26 protein-coding genes and 1 pseudogene are annotated in these 24,184 nt (G+C 64.8%); 14 read left to right on the forward strand and 13 right to left on the reverse strand.

Annotation, left to right across the window (positions count from 1 at the left end; all coding sequences use genetic code 11):
• Window positions 1–95: 95 nt before the first annotated feature.
• On the reverse strand, window positions 96–1,139 hold the full coding sequence (locus EPN51_RS14180) for a class I SAM-dependent methyltransferase (protein WP_293043596.1): 1,044 nt from the start codon (window positions 1,137–1,139) through the stop codon (window positions 96–98).
• Between the two features lie 61 nt (window positions 1,140–1,200).
• The gene (locus EPN51_RS14185) at window positions 1,201–2,382 is read right to left on the reverse strand and encodes a glycosyltransferase (RefSeq protein ID WP_293043598.1); all 1,182 of its coding nucleotides are present in this window, start codon (window positions 2,380–2,382) and stop codon (window positions 1,201–1,203) included.
• Window positions 2,383–2,751: 369 nt separating this feature from the next.
• On the opposite strand from EPN51_RS14185, the gene EPN51_RS14190 reads away from it, so the two are divergent.
• Both EPN51_RS14190 and EPN51_RS14195 read left to right on the forward strand, forming a co-directional pair.
• Window positions 2,752–4,119, forward strand: coding sequence for a PPE domain-containing protein (locus EPN51_RS14190; protein WP_293043600.1), 1,368 nt, complete (start codon window positions 2,752–2,754; stop codon window positions 4,117–4,119).
• A gap of 99 nt (window positions 4,120–4,218) precedes the next feature.
• Window positions 4,219–5,064, forward strand: coding sequence for an MOSC N-terminal beta barrel domain-containing protein (locus tag EPN51_RS14195; RefSeq protein ID WP_293043602.1), 846 nt, complete (start codon window positions 4,219–4,221; stop codon window positions 5,062–5,064).
• Here EPN51_RS14195 and EPN51_RS29020 read toward each other — a convergent pair.
• From EPN51_RS29020 to EPN51_RS14220, 6 genes and pseudogenes are all read right to left on the reverse strand, one after another.
• Window positions 5,001–5,212: pseudogene (locus EPN51_RS29020) on the reverse strand (hypothetical protein). The gene EPN51_RS14195 and the pseudogene EPN51_RS29020 sit on opposite strands and share 64 nt — an antisense overlap.
• A 29-nt stretch (window positions 5,213–5,241) precedes the next feature.
• Complete coding sequence (locus EPN51_RS14200) at window positions 5,242–5,904, reverse strand: cutinase family protein (protein ID WP_293043604.1); 663 nt, start codon at window positions 5,902–5,904, stop codon at window positions 5,242–5,244.
• Between the two features lie 66 nt (window positions 5,905–5,970).
• Window positions 5,971–6,744: an enoyl-CoA hydratase/isomerase family protein gene (locus tag EPN51_RS14205; protein WP_293043605.1), complete on the reverse strand. Its 774-nt coding sequence runs from the start codon at window positions 6,742–6,744 to the stop codon at window positions 5,971–5,973.
• Between the two features lie 59 nt (window positions 6,745–6,803).
• Window positions 6,804–7,826 carry a YhjD/YihY/BrkB family envelope integrity protein gene (locus tag EPN51_RS14210; protein WP_293043607.1) on the reverse strand — a complete coding sequence of 341 codons (1,023 nt, stop codon included), beginning with the start codon at window positions 7,824–7,826 and terminating at the stop codon, window positions 6,804–6,806.
• 6 nt (window positions 7,827–7,832) lie between these two features.
• Window positions 7,833–8,015, reverse strand: a complete 183-nt coding sequence (locus tag EPN51_RS14215) for a hypothetical protein (protein ID WP_293043609.1) — start codon at window positions 8,013–8,015, stop codon at window positions 7,833–7,835.
• 161 nt (window positions 8,016–8,176) lie between these two features.
• Window positions 8,177–9,100 carry a class I SAM-dependent methyltransferase gene (locus tag EPN51_RS14220; RefSeq protein WP_293043611.1) on the reverse strand — a complete coding sequence of 308 codons (924 nt, stop codon included), beginning with the start codon at window positions 9,098–9,100 and terminating at the stop codon, window positions 8,177–8,179.
• A 173-nt stretch (window positions 9,101–9,273) separates the two neighbouring features.
• Between EPN51_RS14220 and EPN51_RS14225 the strand changes: the two genes are divergently transcribed.
• Both EPN51_RS14225 and EPN51_RS14230 read left to right on the forward strand, forming a co-directional pair.
• Entirely contained in the window at window positions 9,274–10,155 is an 882-nt protein-coding gene (locus EPN51_RS14225; RefSeq protein WP_293043613.1) for a CoA ester lyase, read from the forward strand.
• Window positions 10,156–10,237: 82 nt separating this feature from the next.
• On the forward strand, window positions 10,238–11,473 hold the full coding sequence (locus EPN51_RS14230; protein ID WP_293043615.1) for an osmoprotectant NAGGN system M42 family peptidase: 1,236 nt from the start codon (window positions 10,238–10,240) through the stop codon (window positions 11,471–11,473).
• Between the two features lie 68 nt (window positions 11,474–11,541).
• Here EPN51_RS14230 and EPN51_RS14235 read toward each other — a convergent pair whose 3' ends face one another.
• A complete protein-coding gene (locus tag EPN51_RS14235) occupies window positions 11,542–12,225 on the reverse strand; it encodes a GAP family protein (protein WP_293043617.1) in 684 nt (227 codons plus the stop codon).
• A 274-nt stretch (window positions 12,226–12,499) separates the two neighbouring features.
• Between EPN51_RS14235 and EPN51_RS14240 the strand changes: the two genes are divergently transcribed.
• The 3 genes from EPN51_RS14240 (at window position 12,500) to EPN51_RS14250 (ending at window position 14,236) form a co-directional block, all read left to right on the forward strand.
• On the forward strand, window positions 12,500–12,967 hold the full coding sequence (locus tag EPN51_RS14240; protein ID WP_293043619.1) for a lipocalin-like domain-containing protein: 468 nt from the start codon (window positions 12,500–12,502) through the stop codon (window positions 12,965–12,967).
• A gap of 65 nt (window positions 12,968–13,032) precedes the next feature.
• Window positions 13,033–13,794, forward strand: coding sequence for an SDR family oxidoreductase (locus EPN51_RS14245; RefSeq protein WP_293043621.1), 762 nt, complete (start codon window positions 13,033–13,035; stop codon window positions 13,792–13,794).
• Window positions 13,795–13,828: 34 nt separating this feature from the next.
• On the forward strand, window positions 13,829–14,236 hold the full coding sequence (locus tag EPN51_RS14250) for a limonene-1,2-epoxide hydrolase family protein (RefSeq protein WP_293043623.1): 408 nt from the start codon (window positions 13,829–13,831) through the stop codon (window positions 14,234–14,236).
• Window positions 14,237–14,266: 30 nt separating this feature from the next.
• Here EPN51_RS14250 and EPN51_RS14255 read toward each other — a convergent pair whose 3' ends face one another.
• Window positions 14,267–14,824, reverse strand: a complete 558-nt coding sequence (locus EPN51_RS14255) for an FKBP-type peptidyl-prolyl cis-trans isomerase (RefSeq protein WP_293043625.1) — start codon at window positions 14,822–14,824, stop codon at window positions 14,267–14,269.
• 597 nt (window positions 14,825–15,421) lie between these two features.
• Here EPN51_RS14255 and EPN51_RS14260 point away from each other — a divergent pair.
• From EPN51_RS14260 to EPN51_RS14280, 5 genes are all read left to right on the forward strand, one after another.
• Complete coding sequence (locus EPN51_RS14260) at window positions 15,422–16,924, forward strand: condensation domain-containing protein (protein WP_293043627.1); 1,503 nt, start codon at window positions 15,422–15,424, stop codon at window positions 16,922–16,924.
• Window positions 16,925–17,080: 156 nt separating this feature from the next.
• The gene (locus EPN51_RS14265) at window positions 17,081–17,437 is read left to right on the forward strand and encodes a type II toxin-antitoxin system prevent-host-death family antitoxin (RefSeq protein ID WP_366509444.1); all 357 of its coding nucleotides are present in this window, start codon (window positions 17,081–17,083) and stop codon (window positions 17,435–17,437) included.
• Between the two features lie 12 nt (window positions 17,438–17,449).
• On the forward strand, window positions 17,450–18,103 hold the full coding sequence (locus EPN51_RS14270; RefSeq protein WP_293043631.1) for an AAA family ATPase: 654 nt from the start codon (window positions 17,450–17,452) through the stop codon (window positions 18,101–18,103).
• Between the two features lie 148 nt (window positions 18,104–18,251).
• On the forward strand, window positions 18,252–18,563 hold the full coding sequence (locus tag EPN51_RS14275; protein WP_293043633.1) for a hypothetical protein: 312 nt from the start codon (window positions 18,252–18,254) through the stop codon (window positions 18,561–18,563).
• Window positions 18,564–18,817: 254 nt separating this feature from the next.
• Window positions 18,818–19,639 (forward strand): PPOX class F420-dependent oxidoreductase, encoded by an 822-nt coding sequence (locus tag EPN51_RS14280; protein ID WP_366509438.1) that lies wholly within the window; start codon window positions 18,818–18,820, stop codon window positions 19,637–19,639.
• 60 nt (window positions 19,640–19,699) lie between these two features.
• Here EPN51_RS14280 and EPN51_RS14285 read toward each other — a convergent pair whose 3' ends face one another.
• The 3 genes from EPN51_RS14285 to EPN51_RS14295 form a co-directional block, all read right to left on the reverse strand.
• The gene (locus EPN51_RS14285; protein WP_293044059.1) at window positions 19,700–20,350 is read right to left on the reverse strand and encodes a cutinase family protein; all 651 of its coding nucleotides are present in this window, start codon (window positions 20,348–20,350) and stop codon (window positions 19,700–19,702) included.
• 337 nt (window positions 20,351–20,687) lie between these two features.
• A complete protein-coding gene (locus EPN51_RS14290; RefSeq protein WP_293043637.1) occupies window positions 20,688–21,353 on the reverse strand; it encodes a TetR/AcrR family transcriptional regulator in 666 nt (221 codons plus the stop codon).
• A 397-nt stretch (window positions 21,354–21,750) separates the two neighbouring features.
• Entirely contained in the window at window positions 21,751–22,530 is a 780-nt protein-coding gene (locus EPN51_RS14295) for a hypothetical protein (protein ID WP_293043639.1), read from the reverse strand.
• A gap of 675 nt (window positions 22,531–23,205) precedes the next feature.
• Between EPN51_RS14295 and EPN51_RS14300 the strand changes: the two genes are divergently transcribed.
• Window positions 23,206–23,400 carry a type II toxin-antitoxin system PemK/MazF family toxin gene (locus tag EPN51_RS14300; protein WP_293043641.1) on the forward strand — a complete coding sequence of 65 codons (195 nt, stop codon included), beginning with the start codon at window positions 23,206–23,208 and terminating at the stop codon, window positions 23,398–23,400.
• Window positions 23,401–23,721: 321 nt separating this feature from the next.
• Window positions 23,722–24,150, forward strand: a complete 429-nt coding sequence (locus EPN51_RS14305) for a cellulose-binding domain-containing protein (protein WP_293043643.1) — start codon at window positions 23,722–23,724, stop codon at window positions 24,148–24,150.
• Window positions 24,151–24,184 lie beyond the last annotated feature (34 nt).

Here is a 24,184-nt window from a genome sequence, read left to right on the forward strand (position 1 = left end):
GTCGGTAAACGTGCGGTGCCACGCGCCGAACGTGCATTTCGGGCGAAGAAATCATGAAATCCTCGCCGCCATTGCACACTCGGCGCAAAACGAGATCAGCTCGTCTTCTGAAAGACGAGCCAGCGCAGCTCGATCGGACAGTCGTCGCGCTCGACGTCGAACACATCGATGCCGCTGGCCCACCCCTCGAACCAGGCCGTGGGCGGCCACGCGTCGGCGGGCAACCGCGCCTTCTCATATTCATAGGCCGAATCGTCGCCAACGGCCTCGAGAGGCAGACCGGCCGCCGCGCCCCTCACCTCTTCTCGGGTGAAGATCATGCTGTTGCACTGTTGACTGAGTTGCACCGCGGCGTCGTCGGGCACGTAGCCGTCGCGGGCCAGGAAGGTGTTGAAGACCAGGCGTCCACCGGGGGCCAGACAATCGGCGGCGAGTTCGAACATGCCGCGCAGCTCGTGCAGAGTCCGGAAGTCGGGCACCACCTCCGAGAGCACCATCAGCTGGTACTCCGCGTGGGCACCCTCCATCGCCGTGAACACATCGCTTTGTATGACGTTCACGCGCAGCGATTCGCTGTCGGCCTCCGCACGCATGACGTCGGCGAACTTCTGGGTCATCTCAACCGCGTCGACCGGATGGCCGCGCCGGGCGAGGGCGAGGGCGTTGCGTCCGGTTCCGGCACCGATGTCGAGCACCCGATGCGTGGTGGGGTCGGTCGCTTCCGCCGCCAGATCCAGCACCCGCGCGTCGGGCTCGGTGCCGAACAGCGGCTCCGGGCGCACACCGACCCACTGCGCGTAGTCGGCCTCGATCGTCCTCCAGTCGGCCTGGACGCGGAAGTTCACGCCCGACCCGAACGGGGCGTGATAGGAGATGACTACGTCCGAACGAGGGGACGCCTTGAAGGCCTTCGCCAACTCGACTTCCAGCGCGGTCCGCAGCTGTGCCGATTGTTCGGGGGTGTACCAGACGCCCAGGGTGGCGCAGACGTTGCCGCACAACTGCACGTACTCGTCGATCAGGCCCGGGACTGCCGGCACCCGGATGTGGCCCTCGGCCGACGATCGGCGATACGACCGCCTGATGATCGCTTCGCGCAGCATCGACGGATCGAACGACCCATTCGGCGGATCCTGCACCAGAACCTTTTACACGACCGCCCGGCTTTACACCACAGTTCGGCCCACCAGCTTGCGCCGATCAGTCCGGCCGCGCAGTGCGGGCAGCGTCTTCGAGGAGATCCGCGGCACGGGCGACGCTGTGGGCGGATGTGGTCATTCGGGTGGCGACCTCACGGGCTCGGCTCAGGTGGTGCGGATCAAGCAGGGAGCGCAGGTCCTCGACCAGTGAGTCCAGGGTGGAGGCCGAGAACGGACGGCCCAAACCGACTTTCAAGGTGCTGACGGCCTCGGCCCACAGCGGCTGATCGAGCCAGAGCCAGAGAATCAGCATGGGCACTCCGGCGCGCATACCCGCGGCGGTGGTCCCCGCGCCACCGTGGTGCACGATGGCGCGGCAAGCCGGGAAGACGACGGGGTGACTCACCGCCTCCACAATCTTCAGGTGGTCTGCGGCGAAGACATGGGTGAAATCGTTTGGGCCGCTGCAGATCAAGGCCCGCTCGCCCAAACGCGCGCAGGCCGCGCTGATCACCGCGACCGTCTCGCCGGGGGAGGTGACGGGCGTGCTGCCGAACCCGAAGTAGATGGGCGGCGTCCCGGCGGCGATCCAGGACAGCACCTCGTCGTCGACGTCGCTTGGCAGTCCCAGCGTCAGGGGACCGACGAAGGGTCTGCGGCACTCGGAGGCGGCCCATTGTTGCGCCAGCTCGGGCACGCACAGCTCGTCATAGGCCTGGATCTCGAGCGCCGGCGGCGTCGACGGCCCGGCTTCTGCGGGCAAACCGAGCGCCTGACGTTGCACGCCTTCGGCCGCGCTCGTGACGTGTGACTGCAACCAGCCGAGTTCCAACGTGTCCGCGGGAAAGAAGTGCAGCGCGGCCAGCGGAATGCCGGAACGCTCCGCGACGTTGGCGGCGAGCCGCTGCTCGTTCATCCCGGCCACCAGCAGATCGGCACCGGTTGCCAACGAGGCCAGCGTTTCGCCCTTCCCCATCCAGATCGTCGTGACGCGCTCCATGAGTTGCGGCAGCGCGCTGATCGGATCCTGCACCTGGCGGACGAAATCTGTGGCCCTGTCGAGTTGCTCGCGGCTGTCGGGCCCATAGGCGACCGCGGCAAGCCCGGCCGACTCGGCCAAGGCGAGCTTGTCGGGCGGCACCGCGATCACGACGTCGTGGCCCCGACATCGCAGCTCCCGTGCGACGGCGGCGCATGGTTCGACGTCGCCGCGGCTTCCGTAGGCGGCGAACACAAATTTCATCAACGGACCTCACTCGCGGTGGTGTACAAATCCAAGCAGAAAGGACGATCGCGTCCCGTTGAGGATGGGCTGAGAGTGATTTGCGCAGAACGCGCCGAACCCTTGTGAGTTTCCGGTGTCATGCGCCGGTAACCTATCGTTAACCCATCGCAACAATTTCGCTGTATTCGTTAACGTGGGCCGCACCTGCAAACGTGTGAGACCGGTCCCTCAGCAGTCGGGACGGTCTCATTAGGCCGCCTTCGTTCGCGGTACAGACCGTACCAGAGGGATTGCGATTTGTTTGCTGCTCGGCTGGCTACCCCCATACGACGCGCACCGAAGCCGTCGATGCTCCCGCGGCCATGAAAGCGATCGGAGGAGAACGACATGGACTTCGCAGTACTACCGCCGGAGGTTAACTCCGCGCGGATGTACGCCGGTCCGGGGTCGGGACCGATGCTGGCCGCTGCCATGGCCTGGGACGAACTGGCCGCCGCGTTGCAGTCGACGGCGAACTCGTACCAGGCGGAGATCACGGCCCTGACTTCCGGTCCGTGGGTCGGCCCGTCGGCGGCGTCCATGGCCGCAGCGCTGGCCCCCTATCTGGAGTGGATGCGAACCAGCGGCGCGCAGGCCGAAGAGACCGCTAACAAGGCCAGGGCCGCGGCCTTCGCCTACGAGACCGCATTCGCCGAGACGGTGCCGCCCCCGGTTGTCACGGCCAACCGCACCCTGCTGGCATCGCTCGTGGCGACCAACATTCTCGGGCAGAACACCCCGGCGATCGCCACGACCGAGACCGAGTATGCCGAGATGTGGGCGCGTGACACCGCGGCCATGTTCGGCTATGCGGGTTCTACGGCGTCGGCGACGAGGCTGACGCCGTTTGCCCGGCCGGAGCAGACCACCAGCTCCGACGCCCCGCAAACCCGGGCCGTCACCCAGGCTACCGGTACCGCCGCCGGGAGCACGCGCAACGCCGTTATGCAGCAATCGTTTTCGGCGGTGCCCAACATGTTGACCAACGCCGCGGTGTCGCCGGCCGCCGTCGGCCCGTCGGCGCTGGACCTGCTGGGCCTGGAGAGCGATCTCATCGCGGTCTTCCTCGACGCGCCGGCCAGCGTCGCCGGACTCGGCATCGACGCTCCGGGCACATTGGTCGCTCTTCCCTTCGACGTGGCCGGTGCGCTGACCGGTTTCCACACCGATGACATCGTCAGCGGCTGGGCCGGGGTGCAGTCCTGGCCGGGAATGGGCGCGGTGCCGCCGTCGCTGTTCCCGGTCATCACGAACCCGGCGGGCGGGTTCGGATCGTTGATGTCGGCGGGTCTGGGCCAGGCGAATACCGTCGGCGGCCTGTCGGTGCCGCCCGGGTGGGCGGCCGCCGCACCGGCGATACGGCCGGCCGCCTTGGCGCTGCCGGCCACCAGTGTCGGCGCCGCGGCCGAGGCTGCAACCGCTCCCAGCGGGACCGGAAGTTTATTCGGCGAGATGGCCGCGGCGAGCATGGCCGGACGCGCGATGGCCGGCACCGGCGCCTTGGGTAAAGAGCGAAGTAGGGCCGAGACGCCGAAGGGGACGCGCGACCCGAGGAAGGAGAAGACCGACGAGTCCTCAACCGCCCCGCGGGTTTCGCCGGGCGGACCGATCACGAGTATCGCCGCCGAGCTGCGCGAGCTGGCATCGCTGCGCGACGCCGGAATTTTGACGCAGCAGGAATTCGAAGAGCAGAAAAAGCGCCTGCTCCCAAGTTGACCCATCAGTCAATCGTCGTTTTCGCGGAGCCCATTTGATCAGTGGTAACGCCCTGCGATTTCGGGCACAGTGGGCAGTGACGCTCGAGTGAAGGTGCCTATGGACAAGTCGACGGCCGGCAACGGTCCCGGTGCCGTGCAGATGCGGGTGCAGGCTTTGCGCCGTTACCCGGTGAAGTCGATGCTCGGCGAAACGCTGGATGCCCTGTCGGTCGACGAGCGCGGCGCCCAGGGTGACCGGCGGCTGGCACTCGTGGACGGCGAAACCGGACATGTGGCCAGCGCCAAGAATCCGCGGCTGTGGCGCGACCTGTTGACGTGCACCGCCCACGTGGGCGCCGGGGGAGTGAGCATCAGGTTGCCCGATGGGATGAACGTGGCCGTCGAAGACCCCGGTATCGATGACTTGATCTCCCGATTGACCGGACGACGCGTCCAACTCGTGGCCCAGCGCCCCGACGGGGCGACGCTGGTCCGCCCCGATCCGGAGAAATTGCTCGAACTCGGTCTCGATGCCGAGGTCGACGGGCGTATTGTGCGGATCGCTCAGGCCACCCCGGGCGACTCGTTCACCGACGAAGCTCCACTACACGCGATCACGACGGCAACCCTCGAGCACATCGGTGTGGAGGCGCTGCGCTACCGGCCGAATCTGGTGATCGCGACGCCGCCGGGCTACCCACCGTGGGCCGAAAACGACTGGATCGGAAGCGATATCACCGTCGGCGAAGCGAGATTGCGCGTGCTGACAGCCACGTCACGGTGCGTGGTTCCCACGCTTGAGCACGGCCCGCTGCCGCGGGCGCCGCAAGCGCTTCGCATACCCGCGGCTGAAAACCGTTTGGACACAGGCGGTCACGCAGCGCAGCCGTGCGCGGGGGCCTACCTCTCGGTGGTGACCAAAGGCGTTATCTGCGTGGGTGACCCCGTCACCATCGGGCCGTAGGCGAGGTCGAGCCGAAAGGTTTCACCGCGTCGCTTTCCAACGTGACGAGACTTCCCGTGTCGGTGGGGTCTTTGAACGCGACCTCGTAGACCTGTGCTCGGGAGCCGCGGTCAACGGCGATGATGTCGCTAGGGGCGACGTCGTCGATGAGGTCTTAGCGGAAGCGGTCGACGCCGCTCAGACGCGCGGCGCAGCCTGGTTGATCTTGTCGGCCGCGAATGTCGCTGCCTGCGCGGTCATCCCGGCGTCGATGTAGGAGACGTGCGCGATGATGTTGCCGCCGCCGGAGCAGATGGGGTCGTCGGGGGCGCACAGGCTGATGACTTTGGCGCCATACGCCGGGTTGATCGTCGGCAGCGGTTGGCCCCCCCACAGCATGGTCGAGAAGCCACTGGATGGCTCGCCGAAGAGGGCGACGGCGGCGACGTGATCGGCCACCGACGCCGGCATCGCGTTGGTGGCGAGGTCGATCACCGTCGAGCCCTGCGAGTACCCGCCGAGCACGATCCGCGAGTTCGGGCAACTGGCCACGGTGTCCTGAATGTGGGCACTCGCGTCGTTGGAGCCGGCGTTCGCGCTGTTGTGGTAGTCGTCGTTGGCGGGGTAGTTGACGGCATAGACGTCGACGGACCGTCCACCGAGCTGCGATGTGAGCGAGTCGACGAAAGCCTGTCCGATGTTGCCGAGGCCGGGCTCCTGATGGGTGCCCCGGGCGAAGACCACCGAGACGTCCGAGCAGGGATCAGCGGCGGCGGTAGGAGTACCGATGGGTGCACTCAGCAGCGCCCACGCCGTCACAACCGACATACCAACGAAGCGAGCAAGTCCGCGTGCATTCATCCCAGAATCCTGACATATGGCCCGCCACGACGGTGCCGGTGGCTGGTTGTGCGGCATCCGCACACGTCAACGGCCGCGCCACTGCGGCTTGCGCTTCTCACCCCATGCCCGAATACCCTCGGCCACGTCTTCGGTCGCGCCGGCCACCTTGCGCATCGTCTCACCGAAACGCACCGACTCGATCCAGCCCATGTCCGCGGTCCGCCACGCCACCTCCTTGGTCGCCCGCTGGGCCAGCGGAGCGGCCTCGGTGAGGGTGCGGGCCCAGGCCTGGGCTTCGGCCTGCAGTTGGTCAGGCTCGACGAGCTTCCAGACCAGGCCGACCTCTTTGGCCCGCTGGGCGCTCATCGGCTTCCCGGTCAACAGCAGCTCCATGGCGTTGGCCCAGCCCACCCGCTGCGGAAGCCGGATCGCCCCGACGATGGTGGGCACCCCGATCGACACCTCAGGGAAACAGAACGTGGCCTCGGTGCTGGCGATCACGAAGTCACAAAACAACACCCCGGTCACCCCGTAGCCGATACAGGGACCGTGCACGGCGGCGATGGTCGGCTTGAACAATTCCATCCCGCTCTCGAAAGAGTTGATCGTCGGTTTCTCCCAGAAGGTGCCGCCGAAGGTGCCGACCGAGCCTTCGCCGTCCTTGAGGTCCCCGCCGGCGCAGAAAACGCTGCCGTTGGCCGTCAGGATCCCTACCCACGCATCCAGGTCGTCGCGGAAACGGTCCCAGGCCGCGTTGAGGTCCTGGCGAAGCGCGCCGTTGATGGCGTTGCGCGCCTCCGGGCGGTTCAGCGTGATGGTGGCAACGTGGTCTTGCAGCTCATAGGTGGCCAAACTCATGACTGCAGACTATTGCTCCGGGCACGGCGACCCCGCCTGAAGGCGGCCGTAAACCTACCTCATGGCGTACGGGAGCGGTGAGAGTCGTCGGAACCCGCAAGTCGCCCATTGGTTTTCGTGGGTGACCGCCTGACGTCATCGAACCGCACGCTGACACGCTCGAAGACCTTGACGCGTTCGGCCTTGACTTTCTTGGTGTAGGTCCTGCGGTCGGCCGGCGTCAGATCCGCGTCGTCGCTGAACGCGCTGAGCAAAGCGCGCGGGTACAACTTCTCCACCAAAACGACGTTGACCTCGGCACACACCACCAGCGCCACCGACGCGAGGAACAGAAAGGCCAACGCCCCCAACACCAATGCGAACACACTGTTGGTGGCGCTGGCCCGCTTCACAGTGTGCGCCACATAGCCGGCCCCGAACCACTGCAGCATTTGCCAAATGAAGGCCGCGGCAACCGCCCCCGGCAGCACCTGCCGGTAGGTCAGTGCTCGGGCGGTCGTCACGCGGAAAGCCACCAGGCAGATCAACGCATTGATCACGACTGCGGCAAGCGCGAGGCTGACCTTTTCGACAATGCCGAGGGCGCCGGTGGCGTGACCCGCCGCGGCCAATACGGTGGCCGTGATGGCCGCCGAGCCGAGCACCAACAGCAACAGCAAGCTGCGCAGGCGGGAGCGAATCGGGTTGGGCCGCTTGTGCTTCGGTACCGCCCACACCGAATCCATCGCGTTCTGCAGCGCCTGTCCCACACCCAGGCCGCCGTACAGCGCTCCGAGCAGGCCGACGGCCACGCCTACCGTTCCGCCGCTGAGTCCCTCAGGGTGGTGCAGCTGGCTGCCGAGGACCGGGAACTGGCTCAGTGTGCTGTGTAGCACCTGTGCCTGCAGATCGGGTCGCCCGGCCAGCACCACTCCCAGGCCGGTGGTCAACAGCAGCAGCAGCGGAAAAAGGGACACCAGCCCGTAATAGGTGATCAGGGCAGCGAGGTAACCGCCTTGGTCGTCGTTGTATTTGTAGATGACGGCGATGATCACGCCGACGGTTCGATTCCGTCGCTGCAGCTCGTCTAGCCAACCGACCATGACTCGCTAGTCCGGTGGCTCGTTATCCGAGCCTCGGACGGCGGCATGCTCCCGGTCGCTGGGCTTGCCGGGAACTCCTTCGGCTTCGCGGTCCTCGGCAACCTTCTCCTCGAGTCGGTCGACGATGTTCTCCAGCTCCTGAGCGCGGCTCAGTGGGTCTTTGTCGGGTCTTGTCATGTCGCTTTCCATCGGCTTGTGGGGCCCGCGAATCCCGCTGCCGGGAGCCCGCCGCTATCCCATACCCGATCCTGCGATCGCTAACCCAACCAGTTGATCGCGCCGAATGCGTGGCGGTTGCCGTTCGAGCGGGAGTGGTGCGACACCAGGCCCTAAAAGCCGCGGGTGCCGGTTCAGCTCAGTTCGGCGCTGAGATAACTGATGGCGTGGCGGAATTCCTTGAGGATCTCGTTGTCAGGCACCACGAATCCGTAGTGGGCATAGACCTTTTCGGTGGGGTGGTGGGTGACGTTCCAGCCGGTGGCGGCCAGGTGCTCGGCAGCCGGACGGCGCGCCCCGAGCCAGACGAGTTCGGCGACGTCGATGTCCAGTCCGTGTCGACGCCAGCTGCTGCGCATCGCCCGAGCCCGTTCGTCGGTGAACACGCTCATATCGGTGATGTTCTCCGTGGCCAGCCGGCTGCCCGGCGCGCTGAGCGCGGTGATGTTGTCCAGCAGCCTGTCTTGGGCTTCCGGCGGCAGGTAGGGCAGTAGGCCTTCCGCAATCCAGGCGGTGGGGGAGGCGGTGTCAAAGCCGCTGTCGCGCAGGGCTGTTGGCCAATCATCGCGCAGATCAATAGCGACGGTGCGGCGCTCGGCGGCCGGTTCCGCACCGATCCGGGCGAGCGTGTCGGTCTTGAAGGAGATGACCTCGGGCTGGTCGACCTCGAAAACCACGGTGCCCGCAGGCCACGACAACCGGTAGGCCCGGGCATCGAGCCCAGCGGCCAGGATGACGGCCTGGCGGGTGCCGGCGGCCGTCGCGGCGCGGAAGAAATCGTCGAAAAACCTGGTCCGCACTGTCATCTGTTCGCGCCGCTGCTGCAGCGTCATCGGCGAGTCGTCGTTGTCGAGCGGGATTTGGCCGTCCAGCATCCGGGTGAAGAAGGGGTGTCCGACCGCCCGCACCAACGGCTCGGCGAACCGGTCGTCAAGCAGTGGGTCCGGCTCGCGAGAAGCCAGCGCACGGGAGGCCGCCACCATCGTCGCGGTCGCACCCACGCTGGAGGACAGGTCCCAACTATCGCCCTCGGTACGTGCCGAATCAGTTGATGACATCCGTATTCCCCTTCCGGGATCCAACCGTCGCGTCTGCCCATTCGACCACGGACCCGGCCGCCACCCGCGACTACACCACCGGTACCGAAAGGTACTTTCTGCCTATGCCCGGGCGGGCGGGGGGAGAGAACTCCCGTCCCCGCAAAACTCGACGACAGGAAGTGAATCAGGTTATGGCACCGACCCTGCGCCCGCGCCGATCTGCCCTATACCTGCCCGGCAACAAGCCCCGGGCGCTGGAGAAGGGCAAATCGCTGCCGGCGGACGTGCTGATATTCGACCTCGAGGATGCCGTAGGACCGGATGCGAAAGCCGAATCGAGGGCGACGGTGTGCGAGGCGATCTCGTCCGAGAGCTACCGCCCGCGTGAGATCGTGGTGCGCATCAACGGCTTGGACACCGACTGGCACAACGACGACCTGGCCGCGGTGGCCGGATCGGCCGCCGACGGGGTACTGGTGCCGAAAGTCGAGACGGGCCAACAGGTTCAGGCGCTGGCCGACGCGCTGGACGCACTGCGCGCGCCGAAGTCGTTACAGCTGTGGGTGATGATCGAAACGCCCCGGGCGTTTCTGAGGGCCGAGGAGGTCGCGTCGGCCAACGACCGACTGGCCGGGCTCGTGGTCGGCACCAACGATCTCGTCAACGAGCTGCACGGCCTGCACGTCCCCGGCCGTGCGCCCGTCGTGCCCGCGCTGGGCATGGCCCTGTTGGGGGCGAGGGCGGCCGGAAAAGTCATCTTGGATGGCGTGTTCAACGACATCACCGATGAGGGCGGATTCCGGGCCGAGGCGCGGCACGGCCGCGAAATGGGATTCGACGGGAAGACGCTGATCCACCCGTCGCAGATCGCCCCTGCCAACGAGCTGTTCGGCCCCTCGCGAAAGGAGCTGGTCGACGCCCGCAAGGTCGTGTCGGCCTACGAGGAGGCGCGGGCGGCGGGCACCAGCGTCATCACGGTCGATGGCCGCATGATCGAGAGCCTGCACGTGCGCGACGCTCAGCGAATTCTCGCCCTCGCCGATTTGATCGCGGAGATGGAATCCGCTTCCTAAGAGTTGATTAGCCCGGGCCGGGCGATCAGGGTCGACCACACGGTAGGTTGAACGCGATTCCCACGACCCGAGAGGAGACAAGGTGGGCCAGACCGCGGCCATGGGCGAGGCCGACCGGGCATGGATGGTCGACACACTGCTCGCACTGCTGCAGACCCCCAGCCCGTCGGGGCGCACGGACGCGGTGATGCAGGTGATCGGCGACATCCTCGACGACTTCGGCGTGCCGTTTACGCTGACGCGGCGCGGGGCGCTGACCGCGGAACTCCCGGGTGAGTCGGCGACCACCGACCGGGCGCTGGTGGTTCACTCGGACACCATCGGCTGCATGGTCCGCGACCTCAAGGACAACGGCCGTCTGGAGCTGGTTCCGGTGGGCACGTTCTCGGCCCGGTTCGCCGCGGGAGCGCGGGTGCGCATCTTCATCGACGACCCCGACGAATTCATCACCGGCACCGTCATGCCGCTCAAGTCGAGTGGCCACGCGTTCGGCGATGAGATCGACACCCAGCCCACGGACTGGGAGCACGTCGAGGTTCGCATCGACCGCAAGGTGTCCTCGCGGGAGGACTTGGTTCGTCTGGGCCTGCAGATCGGTGACTTCGTCGCCTTGATCACCAGCCCCGAGCTCACCGCCGACGGGTTCATCGTTTCCCGCCATCTGGACGGGAAAGCGGGTGTCGCGATCGCGCTCGCGCTGGCCAAGAACTTCTCCGAGAACAAGGTGGTGTTGCCGCACCGCGCCACGATCATGGTCACCATCACCGAGGAGGTCGGCCACGGGGCCAGCCATGGGCTGCCCGCGGACGTCGCCGAATTGGTGTCGGTGGACAACGCGGTGTGCGCGCCCGGCCAGCACTCTCTCGAGGACGGCGTGACGATCCCGATGGCCGATATGCACGGGCCGTTCGACTACCACCTGACCCGCAAACTCTGCCGGCTCGCCAAGGAGCGGGGAATCCCGTTCGCCCGCGATATCTTTCGCTATTACCGATCCGATGCGGCCGCGGCGATCGAGGCGGGGGCGAACACCCGCGCCGCATTGGTGGGCTTCGGGCTCGACGGCAGCCACGGCTGGGAGCGCACCCACATCGATTCGCTGGAGGCCGCCTACAACTTGGTGCACGCGTGGCTGCAGACGCCGTTGACGTTCGCCCACTGGGACGCCAAGCCGACGGGCAGCCTGCGCGACTTTCCGTCGTCGAAGCAGCCCGCTCCCAGCGAGCGGTGGGTGCCGCTGTCTCGGGGCGATTACGAAAGCCCGGGCGACGCATCGCCCGGGACGCCCTGGCCACCGTCAGAGGGGCCCCAGGCCTAAGAGCGGAGGGCCATCCGCTCGGCACGCCGAAGTCCGTTATGGCCCTCGGCGATTGATCCGATTCTGCGTCACCAGAGCGCACTGTGATTGACGAGGGCGTCGGCGATGAGTCCGACTCCGAAAACGAGAAACAATAGCCGCACCGATATCGGGCCGTAGCGGGTGAGCATGCGCACCAGTCCCCGCTGAATACGCATGGCCCGCACCGTTCGTCTCATCGAAAGAGCGAGGATCGCCAGCGGCGGCGTTATCGCGATTGCGCAGTAAGCGATGATGACCAGCGGCCAGAGCGGCGGCCGTGGATGCAGGGCGGCCAGCATCGCCAAGCCCGTGAGATACGGCACCGCGGTCGGCGCTTGTCCGCTTCCCACCGCCACGCCGAGGAATCCGAGCAGCCACGGACGTTTGCGCATGGCGGCCATCGCCCAGCCCGGAGCCGACGATTGCGCGGTCAACGGGAAGTACGCCAAGCCGACCAATACGATTCCCAACAGCAGTTCGCTCCGAAATCGGATGGCCGGCGTGACGTGAAAATCGAGTGCCTCGGTGAGGAAGCTGATCCCCAGCACCGTGCACAGGCCGAAGGTGGTCGTCACGGCAAACACGCCCGCGACGAAGCTCAAGGCGCCCGGGATGGGGGAGCGTCGGCTGAGCCGACTATCGAAGATGACCGCCGAGACGACCCCCACGTTGAGGACATTGAGCGAGTCGAGAAACGCCAGTCCCGCAAGGGCAAGTATCAGAGCCGCCACGCGCCTGTACCGGGCCTAGCGTGCGGACCCGCGGGCCGCCCGAAAGCGGTTGGACACTGACCACGGCGACAAGATCAAAGCGGCGATCATGCTGCAGACAATACGAGTCAGGCGGGAGCGAGGTCGGCGGAGGCCCGCCCATTGTGCGTGCTGACCGATGATCACGCAGGGGTGCTGGTGTCGGCGCGGGCGATCCACGGCATTATCGAGGCGTCGGCGACCCTGCTGATGCATCCACGTCGCGGCAGCACATCGATCCGGAGAGGCACCAACGATGACCACCCTTACACCTGAGAATCTTCGCGAATACCTCATCGGGGCTTGGACGTTGGAGTCCTATCAAAGCTCCGATGTGGACGGCTCGAACATGCGTTACCCGCTGGGGCCCGACGCGCGCGGCATCATCATGTACACCGCCGACGGATACATGTCTGCCCAGATCATGCGCGCGGACCGCGCGCCGTTTGCCCGTGGTGACCTGCAGGTAGCCGATACCGACGAATTGGCCGCGGCGGCCAAGGGATACCTTGCGTACACCGGTCCTTACAGCGTTCTCGACAACGGCGTGATCGCCCACCACGTCGACGTCAGCCTGCTACCGAACTGGATCGGCGGAACGCAATACCGCGCCGCCCAGGCCGGCGACGACCGCCTGGAACTGCGCCCCGCCGAGCCCGTAGTCATCAAGGGGAAGCCACGCCACGGCCGTTTACACTGGCGGCGGGCCAATCCCGCCGAATGACCTGATTCCCAATGGAACTCGGGCGAAAGTCACCGAAACCACCTCGCCGACGTCAGGAGGACTGGATGGGACTGCTCGACCGCAAGACTGCCGTCGTCACCGGCGCCAATTCCGGGATCGGGCTGGCCACCGCGGAGCGATTCCTTGCCGAAGGCGCCGAGCGGGTGTTTATCACCGGCCGGCGTCAGCCCGAACTCGACCACGCGGCAAGCAAACTGGGGCCTCGCGCAACTGCCGTGCGCGGCGACGTCGGGATACCGAAGGACCTGGATCGGCTCTACGCCGAGGTCACGTCCGCCGGTAAGGGCGTCGACATCGTCATGGCCAACGCCGGCTCGACCAGGGTGGCGTGCCTGGGGGAGATCACCGACGATGACCTCGACACGCTGTTGACCACCAACGTCAAGGGAGTCGTGTACACCGTGCAGAAGGCGCTGCCGCTGCTCAACGACGGTGCCTCCATCATCTTGACGGGCTCCACCACCGCCGACCGTGGCCGCGCCGGACTGAGTATCTACGCGGCGACCAAAGCCGCCGTCCGGTCACTGGCCCGCGCCTGGGCTAACGAGCTCGCCGGCCGCAACATCCGGGTCAACGTCATCGTCGCCGGCTCCACCGCCACGCCGGGAAGCAATGCGCTGGCCGCCCAAACCGACCCCGATGCCTCGATCGAAGAGTTCCGCGCCGGTCGCATCGCGACCATCCCGTTGGGTCGCTTCGCCGATCCCATCGAGATCGCCAATGCCGCAGTGTTTTTGGCGAGCGATCTGTCCAGCTTCGTCACCGGGTCCACGGTGACCGCCGACGGCGGATTCAATCAAGTCTGAAGGCTGCTACGGTCCGCCCCTTGGCGCCGAGCCGTTGCGTCAAGCGCTTTGTATACCTGCGCTAATCGCGCGAAGCGCGAACACCGACGCGATGACCGCGCTCATGGCCGACGACTTCGTGTGGCAACTCCACGTGCCCCTGTCTCCGATCGTGCGGGGACGTGACGCGGCGCGCGCGGAACTCGAGAAACACAACACACTGTCAACCGGCATGATCGAGGGGAGCGAAATCCGCACGATCGTGTCCGACGGCGATACCGTCATCGTCGAACGAGTCGACGTGAACTCGATGAATGGCGTGGCGGTCACGTTTTACGTCACAGCGATTTTCGAGGTCCGCGACGGTGCGATCACTCATTGGCGAGAGTATTGGGACACCGTCCACGTCGCGCAGCAACTCGGCATCGATCCCGCGTTGATGTTCGCACCGTTGACTGATTAATCGACGCCGCAGGGGATTTGGTGGACGGACCTAGCCCGAGGCGCTGAGGATCTTGATCGCGAAAACAAGCGTGTCGCCCGGCCGGATTCCGGCGCTGGGCTGACCTTGGGGATAGCCATCCGCGGGGACCATCGCGACGGCGACCGTGGACCCGACCTTTTGTCCCGCGATGGCCTTCTGGAAGCCCGGTACGACTCCGGTGAGGGGGAAGTCAACGGGGGCGCCACGTGCGTAGCTGCTGTCGAACACCGACCCGTCACGTCCGTTGACACCCATGTAGCAGACGGAGACCTTGGCGGCGCTCGAGACCACCGGTCCATCTCCGGCGTGCAGCGTCTGCACCTGGGTCTGGGTCACGCTGAACGGTGTCGTCACGCTAACGCGCGGAGCCGTCGTATCCGTAGACCCGGTGACCGCGACGCTGCCGGTGGTCCCCGCCAGGGTCCAGTCAGGCGCCCCACCGTTTTGGGGCGCTGCGGTCGGGCACGAGCCGGCCGCGTTTGCCGTACCCGGTCCAGCGAGCAGCAGAACGGTTGCCGCGGCACTGGCCGCGAGCGCCATAGACGAATACATCCGGAAGGAGGTCACGGGCGTCACGCTACAGCGAGGTGTCGCGTCCCCGACCGGTAGCCCGTGTTGGACCGCCCATCATCAAGGGTTGCGTCGTCGCTGCGGCTGCTGTTGCTGGATCGATCTTCGTGCTCACCGGTTGACCGGGGAAGTTTTTGCGTTACCGGATTGCACCGGAGCGACTGTATTTATCGGATGCGATGTCTGGACAAATTATATGGGACCTGGCAATTCACAATAAGACAAATGTGCAATAACGCCAATGCGTGCCCTTCGTTACGATCGGTATGAAAACTTGCGACGGCGGAGAGGGCGGCTCCCACACCATTCCCGCTGGTGTGATGTAACTAACATTTTCGATTCGACTCTAGTATTGCTCACATTACCAAATGTACGCTAACGCGAGCCTCGAAAGCCCCTCTGACGTGCGCGTATGATCGGCTTCTCATGCGCTGCCATTAGTAGACATTCGTGGAATAACGCCATCGGCATGACCGAGTGGCCCTTAGTAGACATTTGTTAAATAGTCGTCCGTCGGTGCCACGTCGCCCTGGGTATGGCGCCTAAATCGTTGCGGCCATCCCGGCAATTCCGCCGCGGCCCCGAGGAGGTTTTGTGGTCACGTTTGGGACGGTCCATAACTGGGACCCGGGAACCGGGTCGGTCATTTCTTGGCATGCGACACCGGCAGCGCACCACAAAGCGCGACTGGCACCATTAAGTGACGTTCCGGCAAGTTATCAGCAGGTTCAGCACCTTCGGCGATTCAGCGAACAGGCAACCCGCGGACTGGATATGACGCGTCTGAACGTCGGCGCCTGGGATATGCCCGGCATCTGCGATGTCCCCACCATGACCGAGGCGATCAACGCACACCTTCGTCGGCACGACACCTACCACAGCTGGTTCGAGTATCGAGCGCGCGGGCGCATCATCCGGCACACCTTCAGCGATCCAGCTGACATCGAATTTTCGCCGCTGGAGCGGGGCGAAATGACGCCAACCGAACTGCGGGCCCACATATTGGCCACACCGAGTCCGCTGCGGTGGGACTGCTTTACCTTCGGAGTTGTCCAGCACGCGGATCACTTCACGTTCTACATGAGCGCCGACGATCTGGTCATCGATGGGATGTCGGTCGGCGTGATCTTCCTCGAAATCCATTCCATGTACTCCGCGTTGGTGGGCGGCGGAGTTCCAGTGGAGCTGCCCGAGCCGGCCAGCTATCACGATTACTGCGGCCGGCAGCACCAGCACACCGCAGCCCTGACTCTGCAGTCCCCGCAAGTGCGCAAGTGGATTCGGTTCGCCGAAAATAACGGGGGAACTCTACCGAGTTTCCCGTTGCCACTTGGTGTTCCGTCGGTGCCGTGCGGGAGCGGCGTGGCCGTCATACCGCTCATGGACGAGGATCAGGCAGAGCGGTTCGAGACCGTTTGCACGAATCTGGGTGCCCGCTTCAGTGGTGGTGTGTTTGCAGGTGCCGCGTTCGCCGAATACGAGCTGATCGGGACGGAGACGTACTACGGAATCACGCCATACGACACCCGCAGCACACCAGCCGAATTCGTAACGCCGGGCTGGTTCGCCAGCTTCATCCCGGTTACCGTCCCAGTCGCAGGAGCATCTTTTGGCGACGCGGTCGCCGCCGCGCAGGCTTCATTTGATTCGGGAATTGACTTGGCGGATGTTCCCTTTGAGCGAGTCCTCGAGCTGGCGTCTTTCGGAGGGCGGATCAGAAAGCCCGCAGGCAATGTCCATATGCTGTCGTATGCCGACGCACGGGCGATTCCGCTCAGTTCTCAATGGGACGACTTGAATGCCGGTATCTACGGCGACGGCAGATCGTCGGATGGCGTGCGTATGTGGGTAAACCGGTTCGAGGACGAGACCACGTTGACGGTCGCATTTCCGCAGAATCCGGTCGCCCGTGATTCAGTCGAGCGATACATCCGGGCACTTAAGACCACGTGCCTTCGCGTCGCGGCACACGGCGCCACCGTGGTACCCAACCGGCGGCGCCGAGCGGCGGCGCTCAATGCGTCGGCCGCCGGATCGGCCGCGAACCGTGCTGACGGCGCTGGTCGTCTGGTGCAAAGCGTGGGTCTCTACCTATAACGAAGGCGCGCGGCGAGACTCCCGACACTGATCGCGTTCCCTGGATGGCTGAGACGAGCGCCGGGGCGCCCCGACCGGCGGCACAAAATGGCCTATTCACACAAAATAGACAAAACGGCTAAAATGGCGGGTGTGCAGACCAAGGAGGGGAGCGCCATGTCCACCGTCTCGTTCCGCAACCGTGACGGCAAGCTGGTCGATGTCCCGTCGGTGACCGCCAGCCGCCTCAAAAACGAGTTCGGCACCGTCTTCGATGAGGCCGCGGTCAGCGGCGCGGTGGTGATCACCAAGCACAACACCCCCAGGGCGGTGTTGCTGTCGTACGCCGAATTCGAGGCTCTGACCGCCTCGGCCACACCCGCGCTCGAGGACCTCAGTGAGCGATTCGACGAGCTGCTGGCCACCATGCAGACACCAAAAGCCAAGGCCGGAGTCGCGGCGGCGTTCGACGCCGCACCCGAGGAGCTGGGCGCCGCCGCGGTGAAGGCGGCGCGCACCGCGCGGCTGCGCTGACCCTGCGCGCCCATGGGTCGCACGACAACGATGCCGGCACAGATACACGTGTTGGCAGGCGTGAACGGCGTCGGCAAGAGCAGCGTCGTCGGCGCGACGATCCGCGATAAGGGCGGCGAGTACTACAACCCCGACGAGGCCGCACGGGCGATCATGGCGGCCAACCCCGGACTGGGCCAGACCGAGGCCAACGCGGCGGCGTGGGACCGGGGCCGGACGCTGCTGCAACGGGCGATTGACCAGGGCCTCGATTTCACCTTTGAGACCACACTCGGCGGCAACACGATGCCGGGGCTGCTAGCCGAGGCCGCCCGGCGTGGCATCGAGGTCTGCGTCTTCTATGTCGGGCTGGACAGCGCCGATACCTGCATCGAACGGGTGCGACAACGGGTCCACGCCGGCGGGCATGACATTTCGGAAGCCGACATCCGCCGTCGCTACCGCCACAGCCTGATCAACCTCGTGAAATTGCTACCGCTGCTCACCGAGCTGCGGGTGTATGACAACTCGGCGACCGCCGATCCCGCGGCCGGGCAGGCGCCGAGGCCCGTCTTGGTGTTGCACATGGACCGCGGCCGCATCGTCGGGCCCTCCGATTTGATCTCCACACCGGCCTGGGCCAGGCCCGTCGTCGCGGCCGCACTGGAGCTCGCAGCGAGGACGTAACCGGGAACCCGTTTCGGGTCTCTCGCGCCCCTACTCGGCGACCGAAACTCGCTGGGGAGCTAACTGTTCGCAATTTGCCGCGATGGTCTTGACCTCGATGCCCCGGCTCGGTTCGATAATGCATAGACCACGAGGGAAAGGTCCGCAAATGAAGGTATTCGTTCGCCGTCTTGTTCCCGCCGTCATGATGGCGTTCGCGTCGATGGCAGCCGTGACGATCGCGACGCCGGCGGTCAGCAAGGCCGACTGCGCCGACGGCGAGTGGTGGGACCCCACCGGGAAGGTCTGCCGGCCGCTCGGGGTCGGGCCACAACCCCTGGCGTGCGACCCCGGTCAGTGGTGGGACCCGACGGCCAATGTATGCCGGCCACTCGGTGTCGGACCACAACCGCTCGCATGCGACGACGGCTGGTGGTGGGATCCGGGCGCCAACGTATGCCGTCCGCCGGCCGGCCAGTAGCAACACATGGCTTGCGGCGGGTCGCTTAATAGGCGATAGCGATCCTTGAACGCAAGCAACCGAGCAACACAAGCTCCGGCGCGTCGCGTTCATCTGTCATGAGGTAGGCGACGCGGCGGCCCGCGGTCCGGCACGGGGCTTTGATAAATGTCTGCCGCACGCACGTGCCGTTACTGTCGCGCCGCCGTCACATATCGGTGCCCAATTCCGTCTAGCGATCAAGGACGAGAAGAAAGTTTTGTCGGAAGGGCAGCATGATGAATCGCTTGAGTACGCCGGCGCGGATCTACCTGGTCGCCGTGACAGCGGTTATGGGGATCGTTACCGCTGGGATTGGGATCTGGTGCTTGATCGATCCGAATTCATTCGCCGATTCCGTCGGGTTTCAGGCGCATCGGCACTTCGTGCATGACGTCGGTGCGTTCCAGCTCGGTCTGGGCATCACGCTGCTTCTTGCACTGATCTGGGCCGACGCGTTGGCTACCGCGCTCGCCGGATTCATCGTGGCGAACACCGTGCACACAGTGAACCACTTTGTCGATCTCGACGTGGGTGGTTCACCCGCGCAAGCGTGGATCCTCGGTGCGGTGTCGGTAGCGCTGGTCCTGGCGTTCGTGCTGCGGCTCCGCCAACTCGGCTATGTGCTGGGCGCCGTTGGCACGGCAACCGATTCGACGTTGGCGCCGTTCGTGCGGCAGAAGACGATCTCGCTCACCACCTTTCGTAAGAACGGCGCCCCAGGCTCCAGCCCGGTCAGCATCGTGGTGGACGGAGATCGCGCCTACTTTCGGAGTTTCGAACGGGCGATCAAAGTGCGCCGGATTCGGCGTAATCCGAACGTCGAATTCGGGGCGGCGACGGCGTTGGGCAAACCGACAGGATCAACCCTGTCCGGCGCCGTGCGTCTGCTAGATGGGGCTGAATATTCAAAGGTGGGATGTCTGCTGCGGCAGAAGTATCCGTTCCTGCACGGTGTGTTGGTGCCGTTGGTACACCGGGTCATGCGGCCCAAGTACGGCCGCACCATACACGTCGCGTTGACCCCGTTGCCTGAGTCTCGCGCTGACAGAGGCTGATTGACTCGACGGACGAAGGTCAGCCGCATTCGGCCACGCGAAACCCTATGGCGCAGAGGACTAAAGGTGACTCACAGCAAAATCCGCACCCTGGTCGACCATGCCGTTCGCCGCATACAGCGTGTGAACGATGCCGGGCGGCCCCGGAGGAGCGCCATTACAAATCGTGTCATCGGCCGCGCACAACTGGATGGTCTTGGCCGCGTACAGCGGGCCGATCGTGATGGGCGGTGCGCCGGCACCGCGCAAGAACTCGTTGGAGGGAGTTCCGAACAGGACCACCGCGGCCACATGATTGGCCACCGCCGGTGGCAACGGCTGAGGTACGTAGGACACGAACTCCTGTGGCACTTCCTTCGGTACGGCCGCCGACGTGACGAAGCCGGACACGGCGGCGCCTTGGGAATACCCACCGAGCACCACTCTGGTATTCGGACAATTCGACGCCGTGGATTCAACGTGAGCGCCGGCGTCCCTAATCCCGTCCACGAAGGTTCTCGCGAAATCGATACCTCCGTTGAAGTCACCGCTCGCCTCATAGTTGACCGGATAGACGCCCACCGACTTGCCGCCGACCCGTGCCCCGAGCGCATCGACGAACGCCTGCCCGACTCCGCCGACCCCGGGCGGCTCGCCCGTACCTCGGGCAAACACCACTTCGACGTCGGGGCACGGCTCGGCGGACGCGGCCGGGGCGGCCAGGCCCACCATCGACGCCCCAGCTGCCACCGCGGCAGTTGCGAAAAAACGGGCAAATCTTCGCACGCTCATCGCCTGCGAATGCCCAGCCGTCAGCTAGTCGAAACCATCTCCTGTATGGCAGGTGCCGCTGGCTTTGGGACCGGCTGTGCCGTGCGGCCTCGAGGGCACATCTGCATCGCTCTGACGAGCGCGACATCACATCCATGGCATCGAGTGGACGTGCGTCGTAGGTGTGCGGCACCTATCGGAAGTCGCGTCCTGGGCGATCCGGCCGTCACCGGTGTCGTAGGCGCCGATCCGCCAACGGAACGAGCATCGGATTCGCCACGCCCTACGGGAGGCTCGGTCAGTCTGGCTCTTTGGTCACGCCGTAGATGAGCATGCGGGCCGCTTCCTCGATTTGTCGTTTCTTTCCCGGTCGGCGTGCGCCGGACGAGAAAAGCCAGTCGTCGAGCAGAACCATCGAGAGGATTGACCCGACGGCGAAGGCGACGGCAACGGGTTCGTCCATCGCCCGCAAATGCCGGGCGGCACCGTGCTCTTGGAGATTCCGCTGAATGCCAGCGAGACTGTCGGCGATCTGGGCGCTGACGGTCGCTGCCACTTCGGCGAGTGCGGGTTCGCCACCTTTGACGCGTGCGGCAATCAACGTTCGCATCAGTTCTTGGTGTTCGTAGGCGACATCATGGAAGCCCTTCGCAAACGCTCGGCCGATCTCCAGTATGTCCAGGTCGGAGGTGAGTCGCGCATCCCACTCTTTGGTCCAGCTGTCGACGAACTCGGTGAATGGCTGCAGAACAGTGGTTTTGAAGAGTTCAGCCTTTGTCGCGAAGTGCCTGTAGAGGACTGACTCGCTTACTCCGGCCGCGTCGGCGATCTGACGAGTGGCTGTCCCGTGGTAACCATTCGTGGAGAAAAGATGATGCGCGGCTTGCAGTATCAGGGACCGAACCTCGTCGGGTGGTCTGCGACCGGCGCGCCGGCGCCTCGTCACCTCGTCGTTCGTGGTCACTGCGATCGCCTCCGTCGTGATCGTTCCCTCCCTGCCAACGACTCAATCTAACCGCTGTTCGGCGCTCCACTTGGGTAACAGCCATCTTTAAGACCTGGTGCAACACCAATATCGTTGGCATTTCCACATGTTCGCCGCTGACACGGGGTTATCGGTCAGAGGATGGTCGCGGCCTCTTGGGCAGTGAGCACACCAACCAGCATTGGATGCGAGCGGGCCGCTGCGCCGGGGGGAACGCGAATGCACCCGCCTCGAACATGATCGTGATCCACAACGAACCCAGCGCGATCTCCCACGTTGGCTTCGTTCTGAGACCCGACTGATTCCGTCAGCCACGACCGAGTCGTCTTTCTTGTTGCTCGACTGGTATGAGTCGTTGAAGGTTGGGGCCGGCTGCTTACCCGGTCGCCGAATCCGGTGTGAGCGCCGCAATTTGCCGGTTCAAATTCTTGTGGATCACGTACGTCATAGCGCTGAACCAGACGGCGAATGCCCCGATCGGCACATAGATGCCCATCACGCCATTCCAGGCGAAGGGACCGCTCTTGAAAAACGTGACTGTCCCGGCGGGCAGGATGAGCATGGCGACCCAGAGGTTGAGGTAGCCCAACCAACGTGGAAGGACCGGTTCGCTGTTCCGGTCGATGAAGATCGCGACCGCGATGGCGATAAGTTGTACAAACAGCGACCAGATCACCGTCATGAACACGATCCAGCTGACGTCGTGGATCGTCTCGGTGATCGGTGCCGGTCGTTCGTCGACACGGAAGCTGACCCCCAGCCACATTGCAATCGGACTGATGAACTCGAGGGACAACAACGCACAGGACACCATCTGGACATCGGCCAGCATTCGGGCGCCGTCGATGCGCCTCAGCTGCCCAGAGACCGCACATGCGAACGGCACCAGCAGGGCAGAACCAAACATCGCCAACACCAACCCGACCTTGATGGCAATGGCGTGGTCCTCATACAGCCGCACGAGGGCTTCGGGACTGGCGGACGGTGCCGACGGGGGGATGAAGCCAGCAACGAGGACGAACGCGCCCAACCACACAACAATCATGCCGAGCCCGCCGTAAAGCAGGACTCGCTGCACCTTCATCTCCATCACGCTTGCCTCCGGCGGAGGCGAACCTGTTGCAGCACTCGACATATGGCGTGGAATGACGGTCACGGCGTCTCCTCGATGTATGGAATTGCTATGGCCCGACTTGTCGTTGCCGGCGCCGGCTCTCGTGTACGTCCCGCAACAAGTTACGCAGCGAGACACAGTTCGCGTCGTGCACTACTCGCGCTAACGGCAAAATAGCTGAGGCACACATTCATTCACCATTAGTCAGTAGTGATACCCCCGGTAATAAGAGGCATCACTACTTAGAGTATTACGGTCTCAAAATGTATGTGAGCTGCGTCGCGTTGTCAACAAGCAGAGGGAAAAATGGCGTTGCGACAGCGGCCCTTGTTCAACCTGCCTACACACCGGGGGTCGACGCACGCAGCGGCGGTGGTGGCCGATTCTCCAAAGGACTACCTGCCACATCCGGGTCCGCGAAATAATGACAACGCACCCTTTGCTGGACACAAGAGACGGTCCACAATCGGCCGATTGTCTACATTTCGTCTACACCGAGTACACGGCAGCGGAAACCACCACCGTCCGAGTCCGCCGACCCGACTCTGAGCGGCTCCAATCTCTGGCCAGGGCGCGTCAAACCACCGTTGTCGACGTCGTTCATGCAGCCATCGATGCCTTGGAACAGCAGGAGTTCCTCCGCGAACTCAACGGGGATTACCAGCGCCTGCGCAACGACCCCGAACTGTGAGAGCAGTACCTGGCCGAGCGCAACGAGTGGGACGCCCAGGCTTGATCTGGCGACGGGAGGTCTATTACGTCGACCTCGGCCAGCCGGTCGGCCACGAGCCGGCCTTTCGGCGCCCCGCGGTCGTGGTGTCGGTCGACATTCTCAACAACGGACCGGTCTCCCTCGAACGACTGTCATCTCGCCAGAGCATGATCGGGGCCAGACCGGATACGCGCCATTGACCAAGCGCTTCGCCGTGTCCTCGATCTGTGATGCTCAGCTGTCCACTCGTCCATCCTCAACGGGACGTTGATCCGTCCTGTGAGCTCGCTGGTAGCGCCCATACACGCGGGGTCGGATCGGTAGGCAAGCTCCCCAAACCCGGTAGGCCGCCGCATTAAATCTGATCGAGGTGGGTGTGCAGCGGATCGGGCAGGGCAGAGCCCATCATTCAGGGTGGATCGAGGCGAACATTTCATGACGGTTTCAGTTGAGCAAAGGTCCTGCAGCTCACCCGCGACGCGCGGGCCGATATCGCCTGTATGGCTTTAGTGTTGGCTGCTATGGCCGGACTGGGCAATTATGTGAAGCGCTGGCGCACAGCGCTTCAGATAAGCGTGTCGGCATTGATAGTTGCCACCCTCGGACTCGCCATCACCCCCGTAGCTCATGCGGCTGCGGCCACGGCGACGTTGTCGGTGGAACATACGTGGCAGACCGGTTTCATCGCCCGCTTCGCCATCACCAATGCGAGCACGGTGCCGCTCACCGATTGGAAGCTTGAATTCGACATGCCGGCGGGACAATCCGTCTCGCACACGTGGAATAGCACCATTACCCAATCCGGCACGCACTATGTTCTCACCCCCGCGAATTGGAATCGCAGCATTGCACCCGGTGGTTCAGCCACAGGGGGTCTAAGAGGCGTGCTGACCGGTTCCTACTCACCTCCGTCGAATTGTGTGCTCAACGGGCAATATCCATGCACCTAAAGGCGACTGCGCACTGAGCGCTCGACCGCTCCGA

This window comes from Mycobacterium sp., from assembly GCF_004298145.1.
Taxonomy (GTDB): domain Bacteria; phylum Actinomycetota; class Actinomycetes; order Mycobacteriales; family Mycobacteriaceae; genus Mycobacterium.

Coding starts and splice junctions, on each gene's coding strand:
- EPN51_RS14185 (WP_293043598.1), bottom strand. CDS start 2,382: ATGAAATTTGTGTTCGCCGCCTACGGAAGCCGCGGCGACGTCGAACCA.
- EPN51_RS14190 (WP_293043600.1), top strand. CDS start 2,752: ATGGACTTCGCAGTACTACCGCCGGAGGTTAACTCCGCGCGGATGTAC.
- EPN51_RS14195 (WP_293043602.1), top strand. CDS start 4,219: ATGGACAAGTCGACGGCCGGCAACGGTCCCGGTGCCGTGCAGATGCGG.
- EPN51_RS14200 (WP_293043604.1), bottom strand. CDS start 5,904: ATGAATGCACGCGGACTTGCTCGCTTCGTTGGTATGTCGGTTGTGACG.
- EPN51_RS14205 (WP_293043605.1), bottom strand. CDS start 6,744: ATGAGTTTGGCCACCTATGAGCTGCAAGACCACGTTGCCACCATCACG.
- EPN51_RS14210 (WP_293043607.1), bottom strand. CDS start 7,826: ATGGTCGGTTGGCTAGACGAGCTGCAGCGACGGAATCGAACCGTCGGC.
- EPN51_RS14215 (WP_293043609.1), bottom strand. CDS start 8,015: ATGGAAAGCGACATGACAAGACCCGACAAAGACCCACTGAGCCGCGCT.
- EPN51_RS14220 (WP_293043611.1), bottom strand. CDS start 9,100: ATGTCATCAACTGATTCGGCACGTACCGAGGGCGATAGTTGGGACCTG.
- EPN51_RS14225 (WP_293043613.1), top strand. CDS start 9,274: ATGGCACCGACCCTGCGCCCGCGCCGATCTGCCCTATACCTGCCCGGC.
- EPN51_RS14240 (WP_293043619.1), top strand. CDS start 12,500: ATGACCACCCTTACACCTGAGAATCTTCGCGAATACCTCATCGGGGCT.
- EPN51_RS14245 (WP_293043621.1), top strand. CDS start 13,033: ATGGGACTGCTCGACCGCAAGACTGCCGTCGTCACCGGCGCCAATTCC.
- EPN51_RS14265 (WP_366509444.1), top strand. CDS start 17,081: ATGTCCACCGTCTCGTTCCGCAACCGTGACGGCAAGCTGGTCGATGTC.
- EPN51_RS14270 (WP_293043631.1), top strand. CDS start 17,450: ATGGGTCGCACGACAACGATGCCGGCACAGATACACGTGTTGGCAGGC.
- EPN51_RS14275 (WP_293043633.1), top strand. CDS start 18,252: ATGAAGGTATTCGTTCGCCGTCTTGTTCCCGCCGTCATGATGGCGTTC.
- EPN51_RS14280 (WP_366509438.1), top strand. CDS start 18,818: ATGATGAATCGCTTGAGTACGCCGGCGCGGATCTACCTGGTCGCCGTG.
- EPN51_RS14285 (WP_293044059.1), bottom strand. CDS start 20,350: ATGGTGGGCCTGGCCGCCCCGGCCGCGTCCGCCGAGCCGTGCCCCGAC.
- EPN51_RS14305 (WP_293043643.1), top strand. CDS start 23,722: ATGGCCGGACTGGGCAATTATGTGAAGCGCTGGCGCACAGCGCTTCAG.